The 11232-nt window shown below is 58.5% G+C and carries 12 protein-coding genes; 4 read left to right on the top strand and 8 right to left on the bottom strand.

Annotated elements, in window-relative coordinates; all coding sequences use genetic code 11:
• Positions 1-546: 546 nt before the first annotated feature.
• The 3 genes from ACNA0J_RS23430 to ACNA0J_RS23420 form a co-directional block, all read right to left on the bottom strand.
• The gene (locus ACNA0J_RS23430; protein ID WP_415821275.1) at positions 547-1503 is read right to left on the bottom strand and encodes a tripartite tricarboxylate transporter substrate binding protein; all 957 of its coding nucleotides are present in this window, start codon (positions 1501-1503) and stop codon (positions 547-549) included.
• A gap of 103 nt (positions 1504-1606) precedes the next feature.
• Complete coding sequence (locus ACNA0J_RS23425) at positions 1607-2203, bottom strand: thiamine pyrophosphate-dependent enzyme (protein ID WP_415821274.1); 597 nt, start codon at positions 2201-2203, stop codon at positions 1607-1609.
• Positions 2203-2739 carry a phosphonopyruvate decarboxylase gene (locus tag ACNA0J_RS23420; protein WP_415821273.1) on the bottom strand — a complete coding sequence of 179 codons (537 nt, stop codon included), beginning with the start codon at positions 2737-2739 and terminating at the stop codon, positions 2203-2205. The genes ACNA0J_RS23425 and ACNA0J_RS23420 overlap by 1 nt, the downstream gene beginning before the upstream one ends.
• Before the next feature lie 113 nt (positions 2740-2852).
• Here ACNA0J_RS23420 and ACNA0J_RS23415 point away from each other — a divergent pair, with 113 nt between their 5' ends.
• The 3 genes from ACNA0J_RS23415 to ACNA0J_RS23405 all read left to right on the top strand — a co-directional run bounded on the left by ACNA0J_RS23415 (position 2853) and on the right by ACNA0J_RS23405 (position 5109).
• Entirely contained in the window at positions 2853-3782 is a 930-nt protein-coding gene (locus ACNA0J_RS23415; RefSeq protein WP_415821272.1) for a LysR family transcriptional regulator, read from the top strand.
• Positions 3783-3943: 161 nt separating this feature from the next.
• On the top strand, positions 3944-4846 hold the full coding sequence (locus ACNA0J_RS23410; protein ID WP_415821271.1) for a DnaJ C-terminal domain-containing protein: 903 nt from the start codon (positions 3944-3946) through the stop codon (positions 4844-4846).
• On the top strand, positions 4843-5109 hold the full coding sequence (locus tag ACNA0J_RS23405) for a chaperone modulator CbpM (RefSeq protein WP_415821270.1): 267 nt from the start codon (positions 4843-4845) through the stop codon (positions 5107-5109). Before ACNA0J_RS23410 ends, ACNA0J_RS23405 begins: the two co-directional genes overlap by 4 nt.
• Here the strand turns inward: ACNA0J_RS23405 and ACNA0J_RS23400 are convergent.
• A complete protein-coding gene (locus ACNA0J_RS23400; RefSeq protein ID WP_415821268.1) occupies positions 5106-5876 on the bottom strand; it encodes a ChbG/HpnK family deacetylase in 771 nt (256 codons plus the stop codon). The two genes, ACNA0J_RS23405 and ACNA0J_RS23400, sit on opposite strands and share 4 nt — an antisense overlap.
• Positions 5877-5954: 78 nt before the next feature.
• Here ACNA0J_RS23400 and ACNA0J_RS23395 point away from each other — a divergent pair, with 78 nt between their 5' ends.
• Positions 5955-6350, top strand: a complete 396-nt coding sequence (locus tag ACNA0J_RS23395) for a GtrA family protein (protein WP_415821267.1) — start codon at positions 5955-5957, stop codon at positions 6348-6350.
• Here the strand turns inward: ACNA0J_RS23395 and ACNA0J_RS23390 are convergent.
• The 4 genes from ACNA0J_RS23390 to ACNA0J_RS23375 all read right to left on the bottom strand — a co-directional run bounded on the left by ACNA0J_RS23390 (position 6298) and on the right by ACNA0J_RS23375 (position 11064).
• Positions 6298-7893, bottom strand: coding sequence for an ArnT family glycosyltransferase (locus tag ACNA0J_RS23390; protein ID WP_415821266.1), 1596 nt, complete (start codon positions 7891-7893; stop codon positions 6298-6300). The genes ACNA0J_RS23395 and ACNA0J_RS23390 overlap by 53 nt on opposite strands.
• Positions 7890-8948 carry a glycosyltransferase family 2 protein gene (locus ACNA0J_RS23385; protein WP_415821265.1) on the bottom strand — a complete coding sequence of 353 codons (1059 nt, stop codon included), beginning with the start codon at positions 8946-8948 and terminating at the stop codon, positions 7890-7892. Before ACNA0J_RS23385 ends, ACNA0J_RS23390 begins: the two co-directional genes overlap by 4 nt.
• A 107-nt stretch (positions 8949-9055) precedes the next feature.
• Positions 9056-10357 carry a sensor histidine kinase gene (locus tag ACNA0J_RS23380; protein ID WP_415821264.1) on the bottom strand — a complete coding sequence of 434 codons (1302 nt, stop codon included), beginning with the start codon at positions 10355-10357 and terminating at the stop codon, positions 9056-9058.
• Positions 10354-11064 carry a response regulator transcription factor gene (locus ACNA0J_RS23375; protein WP_415821263.1) on the bottom strand — a complete coding sequence of 237 codons (711 nt, stop codon included), beginning with the start codon at positions 11062-11064 and terminating at the stop codon, positions 10354-10356. Before ACNA0J_RS23375 ends, ACNA0J_RS23380 begins: the two co-directional genes overlap by 4 nt.
• Positions 11065-11232 lie beyond the last annotated feature (168 nt).

Here is an 11232-nt window from a genome sequence, read left to right as displayed (position 1 = left end):
CCCTTCGGGCCTACCTTCAGCATCCGCTCCACTCGGCTTTGAGGCGCCCNCNCGGCCCGATTGCCTCGGCTCGACTCGCAGTAATTCAAGCTCATCACATCGCTGGCACGAGTCTCTTGCTTGGCGTTTTTCTGTGACCGTGTTGGCAAAGAGAAAGATCTTGCGGTGCTGCTATTCGCGCGTGCCCTGCACACGCGCGAATAGCGATCGGTCCGGGCATGCGGCGGGGTGGCGTAGTGCCAAGTTGGAAGATCTGCTTGGTGATAGTTGATGCCTGTGACGATGACGCATAGCGAATCTCCAGGTGTCACGACGCCGTCACTCGAGAGATCTTCCGTTCATCCCTGATGCCAAGACCGTCGCATGCCGATCACGAACGCTATTCATGGCCGCGCCCGTAGGCGGCCATGAATCGCCACCCTGCAAGATCTTTGTCTTTGCAGAAATCATTGCCCACGAAGCCTACGTAGACAGTTCGTGCCAGCGACGAGGGAACAAGAGATGCTGCGACGTCCACCAGAACTCATGTCCCCGTCCTGCTCACACCTAGTTCGTCTTCCCCATCAACACCACCAGCGTCTTCATCCGCTGCCCCAGTTGCTGCAGCTGTTGAGCCCATTGCTTTCCAGGCAAAAAAGCCAGTACAGGCGCATCGGCCTTGCCTGCCTCCAGAAATCCTGGATCTTTCATTGTGGCTTGCACTGCATCCTGTACGCGTTGTGCGATGTCATCAGGCAAGCCAAGCGGCCCCGCTATCCCGCGCTCGGATGATATTTTCAGATCATAGCCTTGCTCGGCCAGCGTAGGGACATTGTTGGTAGCGCGTTTGTCGGCCCAGATCGCCACACCTGTCAGTGGAACGCCTGGCTGTCCGAGCTCCAATACCTCGCCCGTGGTCATCATGACGTAATCGACATGTTTGCCTAACAGCGCAGTCTTGGCTTCGCCGTTGCCTTTAAAGGGAATGGACATGAACTGGAATCCCGCATCCCGTCCCAACTCCAGCATCCCCAGATGCCCTGTCGTTCCTTCGCCGGAATGTCCTATCGAGAACGGCGTTTTCTTGGATTGTGTGATGAATTCTTTTAGCGTGACAGGCTTGCCCGCATCTCGATTGGCCACCAGCATGATCGGATCGTCGACGATGCGGGCGATGAGTCGGATCTGATCCGGGTGATAAGAGGTCTTGCGATACATCGGCTGAAAAATAAAGCCCGGTATATTGACCATGCCCAAGGTATATCCATCCGGTTTGGCATGCTGAATATAGTTGGCAGAGATCTCGCCGCCTGAGCCCGGCTTGTTGACCACGACGATCCGGGCCGACTCTCCCAGGCGCTTTTCCATAAAGCGCGCCAGATTACGCGCCATGACATCAGTGCCGCCGCCGGGGGCAAAGCCCACCACCAGTTCGATGGGTCTATCGTTGGGCCAAGCCGCCATGGCCGGCTGTGACAGCATGCCAGCGCTTACCAACAGGATACTGCCGAGCGTCTTTCCCATGGATTTGTCTCCGTATATAGGTATATGGGATGAGAGGGCAATGTATTCGCCCGGCGTTGTGATACGGGTCTTCCCCGTCCACGTCGCCGGGCAGGGACAACAATCAAAATGGTTGTAACCCTAGCGCACCGCGAAACCGGTTCTTGATAAACGGCCCATCTCGAGGAGGCAGCATTCGTGGAGGCTCATTCGCCTCGATAAACACCTGTGCGAACGTTACCTCGTCGCGAGCTTGAATGCGGCGGATGACCTCATCGCAGCCCTCCAGGCTGTCGGTAGAGGACGCACCTTGGATACCAAAACCCTTGGCGACCGCGACCAGATCCGTACCCAGGCTGGAATGACTGCGCTGCATGCCGGTTTCACCGAAATGCCCATTGTCCAGTACCACGATGGTGAGATTGCGTGGTTGTTTTGCTGCGATTGTCGCCAGGCTGCCTATACCCATGAGCTGCTCGCCATCGCCCGTGATCACGACAACTGACTTGTCCGGTTGTGCCAATGCCAGGCCTAATCCCAAAGGCGCCGCGCCACCCATGGCGCCCCACAGATAATAGTTGCTGTCGCGATCGCCAGCGGCATAAACATCGTACGAGGCTGAGCCCAGGCCAGTTACAACCAGTGCATCGGGAACGCCGGCCAGCAGTCGTGCTACGAATTCCCGGCGTTGGACACCCGGCTTTTGTTGAGTCTGATTCATCAGTTGCGCTCCCACTTTTTTCGTCCGATCAGATTCTGTCCCAATAGCACAGCGACTTTATCGCCAGCTTCGAATGCGGCATCGAATCCCGCGCTGACAATCTCCTCCGCCTCTTCGGGACGAGAGACGCGCAGCACATGTATGCCCATCAGTTCCAGAGCGGCCTGTGTGGCTCTGCCCATCGGCCCTTGCCAGGGGTTGAACTCCGCATATTCGCCGCGCATGGTGACCAGCGTGAAAAACGGAAAGTCGGCCGCTTGCAGCAACGAAAACATATTGACGCAGTTGCCCACGCCGCTGCTTTGCATCAGCAACACAGCACGCTGGCCGCCTAGCCAAGCGCCGCTAGCCAGCGCAACCCCTTCTTCCTCGGTCGTCAGCACGATGTCCTGGATATCCGGATCGGCGATGGCGCTGCGTATGACGTGTGAATGGCCGGCATCTGGCACGTAGGCAATCTGCTGTACGCCGCCTTTCTTTAACACATTGAAAATGGCTTCCTGCCAGGCGGGAGCCGTAATGGATGCTTGGTTCATTGGGGGAGATCCCTAGAGTTGAACGACGTAGAAATCATAAAATGTGATGGATATATAAATAAAATAGAAATTTGGCATGATCCAATCACGATTCCTGATCGAGGCACAGCAAGATGGATTTGAAACAACTGCGAGCTTTCCTGACGGTTGTCGAAACCGGCAACGTGACGCGGGCGGCCGACGTGCTCAATCTGGTGCAGCCCGCCGTCTCACGCCAGATCCGTTTGCTGGAGGAGGACATCGGCACGCCGTTGTTCGAACGCGAGCGCCGCGGTATGGTCCTGACCGAGGCAGGCCAGGTACTGGTCGGTTATGCGCGCCGGGCATTGTTGGAACTGGACCGGGCGCGCGTGGAAATCAACGGCGTGGGGCAGGGCATCAGCGGCTTGGTGACGCTAGGGCTTTTGCCCAGCAGTATCGACATGTTGTCCAGCCCGCTGGCGTCTGCCGTAGCGGCTGCCTATCCCGGCATCCGCGTACGTATCGCCATGGGATACGCGGGGACGCTCCAGCGCTGGCTGGCATCGGGCGAGGTGGATGCTGCCTTGCTGTATGGGGTGGAACGGTCGCCTGATATCGAGTCCACGCCACTGATCGAAGAGCCGCTCTGGGTCATCGGGCCGAAGCACAGCGCATTGCGTCCGGACCGCCCGGTCGCGCTGGCGGATCTGGTCGGCCAGAGACTGGTGCTGCCCAGCGCGCCGCACGGCATACGCACCTTGATGGAGCACGCATGTGCGGTTGCGCACGTCACGCTGGATGTATCGGTTGAAACCAACGCCCTGAGCGTACAACGCAGCCTGGTATTGGGCGGACATGGTTGGACGATTCTGCCGCCCATTGCGGTCGCAGACGACTTGCGCAGAAATCAACTGAGAGGCGCGCCGTTGGCCGAGCCGGACATTACGCGCACGATTGTGTTGGGATTGCCGACCAACCGACCTATCTCTCGCGCTGTCCAATGCACGGTGGATGTATTGAGAGACGAGGCGCGGAATGCGGTGGTCTCAGGGGCGTGGGTAGAGGGGCGGTGGTTAGGGTGAAGTTGTTCCCATATTCTTCCGGTCAGGACGCATGTACACTTATTCCAGGTAACGATGGATGATGTAGTGGCTGCCGGGCATAGTGTGGTGCACGGCAGAAAATTGGAGCGTCCGACGGCAAGCGTCGTGATAGCGTCAATGGATGGCGCCTGGAGTGAACCTTGACCAATCCCTACGAAGTTCTCGGCGTTGCATCGACGGCATCGCTTTCCGAGATCAAGCATGCATATCGCAGACTGGCAAAGAAATACCACCCTGATCTGAACCCCGGCGATAAACCCGCTGAGGAGAAGTTCAAGGCGATCGCGAGTGCCTACGCGTTGCTGAGCGACGACGAAAAGCGCAAGCGTTATGACGCAGGCGAGATCGATGAAACCGGCCAAGAGCGTCCGCAGCATCACTACTACCGTGATTTCGCGTCATCGGATCAAGCCCACCCTTATGCAGATGCATCAGGCTTTGCGGACTTTATGCATGACGACGCCTTTGCCGAGATACTCAGACGCAGCCAAGAAGCGCAGCGCAATCGCCGTGGGCAGGATATGCACTACCGTCTGGAGATTCATTTCGCCGAGTCGATTACCGGCGCCAGCAAGCGATTGACCTTGCCTGGCGGCGATGTCCTGGACGTGACGATTCCTCCAGGGCTGGTGAGTGGGCAAGTGCTTCGATTGAAAGGCAAGGGCGAGCCCGGTGCGGGCAGGGGCGGTCCGGGGGATGCGCTCATCGAGGTTGAGGTGTTGCCCGATGCGCGCTTTACGCGCAAGGGCGATGATATTTCGCTGGAGTTGCCCGTGTCCCTGTCCGAAGCCGTGCTGGGCGGCAGCGTGACGGTGCCCACCGCTACAGGCGAGGTCGTGATGACCGTGCCCAAAGGCTCCAATACCGGGACGACGCTACGCCTGAAAGGTAAGGGGGCTCCCCGCCGTGGCGGCGGATTTGGCGATCAGTTTGTCAAACTGAAAATCGTATTGCCGAAATCTCCTGATCCGGATCTCGAAAATTTCGTATCGAATTGGACCCGGGGCAAAGACTTCAACCCTCGGGAGGAAGGTAAATCATGAAAATGACTAAACAGGAGTTTCTGATTTCTTGCGAGCTGCCTGCTCCGACGCTGGAGCTGTATCTCGAGCAGCAATGGATCATTCCGGAGCAGACCTCCGCAGGCGTCACGTTTTGCGAAATGGACCTCGCACGCGTGCATCTGATTCAGGATCTGAGAGTCAATATCGGCGCCAACGATGAGGGCATCGATATCATTCTGCATCTCATCGACCAGGTGCACGGGCTGCGTTATGCGCTCGCACAGGTGCAGAAAAAGCCCTAGTGCCACGACGGCCGATCGATGTGTACGCCATTTTGGCGCATCCATTGGCCGAGTTCGGGCCGGGCGAGTACCTCGAATTCCGCGGCACGCTGGCCGGCCAATTTATCCCCCGCGCCGGCAACCGCTGGATGGCACATCAACAGATCGCCATCTCGCGCATTACTCAGCCATTGATGGAGCAAGCCGGCGTAGTGGCGCGCGCCGCCGTTGAGTCCATATACTCCCAGCAATCGGCGGTTGGTGCGCCAGCCATCACGCTGTGCGGCGCGCGCGACGGCGCTGGCGCCCAGGGCAGCGATGACATGGGCTTTGGCGGACTCCTGCATGGGAATACCTGCTTGCATACCGGGCGCGGTATACCGTAACCAAGGCCGATAGCTGCCATACCGTTTTCGCAACAGCAGCAGCAAACGTGGCAGCACGCGGGGCAATTGATGGACATGCTGGTGTCCATCAACATAATCTGGTGCGCGTCCCAGCACCCGTTCAAACGCGTCAAACTGGCGGGCCAGCTGTGCGTCTATCTGTTCGTCATTCAAGTAGCCCGCGTAGGCGCGGGTAACCAATGCAGACAGCGGCATGACCGCCAGCTGGTCCCGATGCCCAAATGCTTCCGTGAGGTTCAAATGCAGGCCTACCTCGACATTCGCGTCGCGCAATAGCCGTGCATTGGCAGAAAACGTGGGCCCTTGCGTGAGGCAACTGATGGCGCTGAGCCGGCCCAATTGCGCCAGTTGAAACATCCCCGCATCAACGCTCGAATTCATGCCAAAATCGTCGCCACACACAACGATGTGTTTCCAGCATCGTCCGTCGTTATCTAGACTGCTCTCATTCAAGCCTTCATGCGTGCCTTGATTAAACAGATTGCCTGGTTTGTCGTTGTCGGCTGTGCCGCGGCCGCTACGCATTGGGCGATCGCTGTGGCCTGCGTCGAAGGCCTGCAGATGCCGCCACTCACCGCCAATGCGGTGGGCTGGCTGATAGCATTCGTTGTATCGTTCTCGGGTCATTATCGACTTACCTTTCGCCACTTGGCCTCACACTGGATGACGGCCGCACGGCGATTTTTTCTCATTTCTGCATGTGGGTTTCTGCTGAACGAGGCTGCTTATGCCTGGTTGCTGCATGCCACATCCTTGCGTTATGACGTGTTGCTCGCATTGATCTTGATCGGATTGGCGGTGCTTACTTTCCTGGCGAGCCGGCTGTGGGCGTTTCGCCGCAAAGCCGAGCATTGAAATCGTGATCGATGTCGATCCGCCATACCGTGTAATGACGGTCAGAAAATCTGGGTGCCAGTCCTCGCAAAGCGGGATAATGTTGTGCGTCTTCGGGTTCGCCCCATACCCAGAACCGGCTGCCGGACGCCGCAGTACATAGACGAGACAGAAATGTCTCGGGCGATACCAGCAGATGTGCGGCAGTCTGCGGCGCAAATAGCCCGGCGTCATACAGTTCTTTGCGCCAGTTATCGCGCAACGGGATTTTCGGGTTGCTCCAGTCGTCGACGACCCAGGCGGGTTGCGTCGCGCCCGTATAGATGCCTAAATCAAAAGGGTATGAGTGCAGCGTTACCAAGGTGTCGCTCGTCTGCATTTCCGCGGCGATCTGGCGGCCTAATGGTTCTGCGCTGCGGCGTGGGTTGGCTACGAATACGCCAACCAGCACGACACACAACAAGACAGAACCCGCGGCGCATCGGTAGGCCCAGAGACGGGCTTGCCCAGTCGTACTTTGACTGATCGCGCGTTGTATCACTTCAGCCACGATGACGGCCAGTGGCGGCAGTGCGGGCACGACATAGCCAATGAGCTTTGAGCTGGGAATGGAAAAGAAACCGAGTACCACGACAGCCCAGATTGCCATCAAACTGCGCAGTCCGGCAGGGTCGGGCATCTGCCAGAAATCTTTGCGCAGCACACCGCCACCCCAAAGTGACCAAGGCAATATCAGGCCGACAGTGACAGGCAGGTAAAACCAGAACGGTTGCGCGTTATTGAATCCCGATTGCGCAAATCGTTCGAAATGCTGGTACACGAAGAAATAGTGAAAAAAGCCCGGAAATCGCGCCTGCATCATCCAAAACCACGGAACGGCCACGAGCGCAAACATCAGTAGCGCGGGCAGCCACAGCAGCACTCGAAAACCATGCCACCGCCGGCTCAGAATCAGCCAAAAGAAAATCGTGGCGCCAGGTAATACCAGCCCGATCAGGCCCTTGGCCAGCACCGCCAAACCCGCGAGTGCCGCCGCTGCCAATGACATCAGGCGAAAGGGTCGCTGCGCTTCGGCACGCAGCACACTGTCTGCCGCTGCCAGGACGGCCAACGTAATCAACCCAGCAACCAACATGTCCGTGTTGGCAAACTGCGCGCCACCATAAAAGAACGGGGTGGTGGCCAAAATCACGACCGCAATCGTCGCCGTTGTTGCATTGCGGTAACGCCGCACGAACGCATAAAGGCCCGATGACGCTGCCCAGGCGGCCAACCACGACGGCATGCGTGCCGCCCATTCGTTTAACCCGAAAAGCTTGAACCCGATTTCTGTCAGCCAGTAGTAAAGCGGCGGCTTGTGAAAATAGGGCATGCCGTCCAACAACGGCACGGCATGTGAGCCACTACGCAGCATCTCCCAAGCCACACCAGCATAGCGGCCTTCATCCGGCAGGGTGAGTACGCGCGCCCACGACAGACAGGCCAACCATATGCCCAAGCCCAGAAGCAGCCACGCCGCGGGCGGCACCCAGAAATGGGCGCCGGCGTTGTTGCGGGTGTTCATGGTTGCACCCGGGCGGAACTGGCGCGGCGGGCGCGTCCGCGACGTTGACGTACGACAAACAGCGGGCGGCCTTTGACCTCGTCAAAGATCCGAGCTACATACTCGCCGACGACACCCAGGGAAATCAGATTCACCCCTGCGAAAAACAACAGTGCGGTGACGATGGTCGTCCAGCCTGAGATATGGTTGCCGTTGATCAGATAGTCCAGGACCAGATAGCCACCGTAGGCAAACGACAGCAGCGCAAAAACACACCCCAGCAAACTGACCATGCGTAATGGCCAGGTGGTAAACGCAGTCAGTCCCGTCAAGGCCAGACGAACCAAGCGCCACGTGTTGTAGCGGCTCGCGCCATTGGCGCGAGCATCGGGCGTGTAGGGCAGGGGTTCGCTACGGAAGCCGACCCAGGCATACAAGCCCTTCATAAAGCGCGTGCGTTCGGGCAGCGCCATCAGCGCCTCGATGACCCGCCGGTCCATTAGCCGAAAATCTCCGGCGTGGGCGGGCACTTGTACACCGTTGGTGCCACTGAGCAGGCGATAAAACCAATGGCTGCCTGTGCGTTTGATCCACGATTCGTCATCGCGATGTTCGCGTACGGCATACACCATGTCGGCGCCCGAGCGCCAGCGTTCGAGCATGGGGCCGATCAGCGCGGTAGGGTGCTGTAAATCTGCATCCAGGCAAATGACGACGTCGCCGTCCGCCGCTTCGAATCCTGCGGACAACGCTGCTTCTTTGCCGAAGTTGCGCGATAGCTGCAGATAGCGCATGCCGTCATGTACCGTCCATTCGGTCATCAGGTCCTCGGTGCCGTCGGTGCTGCCATCGTCTATGACAATGATTTCCCATTGTGTGGACAGCGACTTCAGCTCCTGGCGCAATGCCGGCAGCAACAGGTGCAGGTTGTCGCACTCATTCAGGCAGGGAATGATGCAGCTGATCCGAGCGTCGTCAAATTTGTCGGATCTGGACGAGGTGGTGATCAGCGGCGCCGTGATGGACGGCGTGGGCAAGGCATGGGCTTGCGCGTCTAAACGAAATTCGAGGGCCATACATGGGTACCCTGGCAGTGCAAGAGAGCCCAGTATGCGCGGCAGCCCGTCGAATTTTCGTTAAATAGATTGCGGAAAACGTAAATGGGACAGTGGGATAACGATGTTCAGCTAAATCTCAGGGTGAAGCACGTCCCCGACTGCGGGCCGCCGTGTTGTGATCTGATATCCAGTTCCCAGCCCTGCATATCACAGACTCGTTTCGCAATGGCCAGGCCCAATCCGTGCCGCAAACCACCATGATCCGTAGCCGGTGTAGACGCGTCGGCCAGTCGCCCGCTGTAATACCGTTCGAACAAAAAAGGCAATTCCGAGGCCTCGATGCCCTTGCCTGTATCGCGCAACTCGATGGCGCCGTCGACCGTCAGCAGTGCCGTCAGCGTGGCAGGGGCTGCATGATCTATGGCGTTACGCACCAAATTACGCAGCACGGTCAACAGGGCGTACTTGTCGAGCATGCGCACCGTTTCGGGCGGGATGTGGTTGCGGAACACCAGGTCGCAAGCCTCTGCGATCGCTTCCAGTCCGCGCCATGCGTCGTCCATGCAACCATTCAGATCGACAGGCTCGGCTGGGCGAGGCTGATCCCGGGCCATGGAATGTGCGCTTTCCAGTGAGGCTGCAATATGATCCACATTGGCCACAATGCGCGTCAGGCGGTCTTTTGGGTCCGTGGGCAATGCGGTATTGAGCAGCATGATTTCGCTGTCGGAGCGAATTGCAGCCAGCGGCGTGCGGACTTCGTGGCTGAGGTTGGCAGCAAACTCACGCTCACGCGCGATCGAATGATCGACCTGGTTCTGGACGCGATTGAACGCCTCGATGAGGCGGCCTGCTTCGTCATCGCGAGTGATGGCGATGTCTGGCGACCCTGGCGCCCAGTCTGACAAGCGAGTCGTCAAGTCCAGCAGCGGGCCCACGGCAACACCTGCAATCCGACGCGACAGTGCATAGGCGACAATGATGCACAGAACGCCCACGCCCAGCACGATCAAGCCGAACTCACGCACACGGGCCTCGTGCGCGGTGGCGTCATACAGCACATACAGCCGCCCGCGCGCGGTGTCTTCGACCATGACGTGCCACGTTTCGTCGTCAGGCTCCAATTCATGCAAGCCAGGGACCAAGTCGCGCAGCGGCACCGGCATGCCTTGGGGAATATCATTGTGGCGCAGCCATGCGCGAATCGAGCCTGTCAGTTCAGACGACTCTTGCGGAACCGCATAATTCGCGTCGGATTCCAGGTGCTGGATAATGCGATTGCCTTCGGAGGTGAGGATCTGCTCGACCAGTCCATCTTCCATTTGATCGAAGGCCAGGTAAGCCAGCAACGCCAGGACGGCGACAAAAATCGAAACCACGCCCGTCAGCGCCCAAATGACGCGCTGGGTGAGGGTGCCGCTTTTCATGCGCCTGCTCCGGGCTCGGCCATCCGCCATCCCACGCCATGTATTGTTTCGATGCCATCAAAACCGGCGTCGGAAAGCGCTCGTCTCAGCAAATGCACCTGGCTGCGCAAGGCGTCGCTTGAGGGCGGGACGTCATTCCAGAGAATAGCTTCGAGCTCCTCTCTCGATACCACTTGGCCGGGGGTACGTATCAGGGTTTCGACAATGAGGACCGATTTGGGGGTGAGGTGCAATGCCTGGCCTGAAATGGACACCTCTCTGGTACGCCCGTCGAATTGCAGCGGGCCGCACGTTTGCACGGCGTCGACCACTTTTCCTTTGGCGCGGTGTATCAGTGCCTGCAGCCGAGCCTTGACCTCGGCCAATGCAAAAGGTTTGGTCAGATAATCGTCCGCACCATGGCCGAACCCGGCGAGCTTGTCCTCTAGCGTATCCCGAGCCGTCAGCATCAACACGGGAATCGCCTTGCGCCATTCGCTGCGCAGCGTGTGCAGAACCTGGTAGCCGTCCTTGCCAGGCAGGCCGATATCCAGCACGACGGCGTCAAAATGCTGGTTCTGCAGCATGCGCAATGCGGTCATGCCGTCGTAGGCTACGTCCGGAGTGAATCCACTGAGTTCGAGGAATTGGTACAGGTTTCCCGCGATCGTCAGATCGTCTTCGACAATCAGTACCTGGTAGTGCACATTGGCCGAAACGGTTTTCATGTGGGTTGATGCTGGCAGTGACGTGCGCTGTTAAAGGCAGGCGCTCCATGCGCCAGGAGCGTTGGTGACAGTTTGACGGATTATTGAGCATGCAGGGCCTGCCGTCGAATTTTCGTTGAATTTACCGAGTGGGAGATCTCCTCCTCATAGAGGAGCTCGGGTAGCGGT

The sequence above is a fragment of the Bordetella tumbae genome, from assembly GCF_965139195.1.
GTDB classification, from domain to species: Bacteria; Pseudomonadota; Gammaproteobacteria; order Burkholderiales; family Burkholderiaceae_B; genus Bordetella_A; species Bordetella_A tumbae.
Note: the sequence above shows the minus strand (reverse complement) of the source record. Positions and strands in the feature narration are given on the sequence as shown.

Bases quoted from the DNA above. Each gene is read 5' to 3' on its own strand.
- ACNA0J_RS23390 (WP_415821266.1), bottom strand. From the start codon at position 7,893: ATGAACACCCGCAACAACGCCGGCGCCCATTTCTGGGTGCCGCCCGCG.
- ACNA0J_RS23380 (WP_415821264.1), bottom strand. From the start codon at position 10,357: ATGAAAAGCGGCACCCTCACCCAGCGCGTCATTTGGGCGCTGACGGGC.
- ACNA0J_RS23385 (WP_415821265.1), bottom strand. From the start codon at position 8,948: ATGGCCCTCGAATTTCGTTTAGACGCGCAAGCCCATGCCTTGCCCACG.
- ACNA0J_RS23395 (WP_415821267.1), top strand. From the start codon at position 5,955: ATGCGTGCCTTGATTAAACAGATTGCCTGGTTTGTCGTTGTCGGCTGT.
- ACNA0J_RS23415 (WP_415821272.1), top strand. From the start codon at position 2,853: ATGGATTTGAAACAACTGCGAGCTTTCCTGACGGTTGTCGAAACCGGC.
- ACNA0J_RS23375 (WP_415821263.1), bottom strand. From the start codon at position 11,064: ATGAAAACCGTTTCGGCCAATGTGCACTACCAGGTACTGATTGTCGAA.
- ACNA0J_RS23425 (WP_415821274.1), bottom strand. From the start codon at position 2,203: ATGAATCAGACTCAACAAAAGCCGGGTGTCCAACGCCGGGAATTCGTA.
- ACNA0J_RS23405 (WP_415821270.1), top strand. From the start codon at position 4,843: ATGAAAATGACTAAACAGGAGTTTCTGATTTCTTGCGAGCTGCCTGCT.
- ACNA0J_RS23420 (WP_415821273.1), bottom strand. From the start codon at position 2,739: ATGAACCAAGCATCCATTACGGCTCCCGCCTGGCAGGAAGCCATTTTC.
- ACNA0J_RS23400 (WP_415821268.1), bottom strand. From the start codon at position 5,876: ATGAATTCGAGCGTTGATGCGGGGATGTTTCAACTGGCGCAATTGGGC.
- ACNA0J_RS23430 (WP_415821275.1), bottom strand. From the start codon at position 1,503: ATGGGAAAGACGCTCGGCAGTATCCTGTTGGTAAGCGCTGGCATGCTG.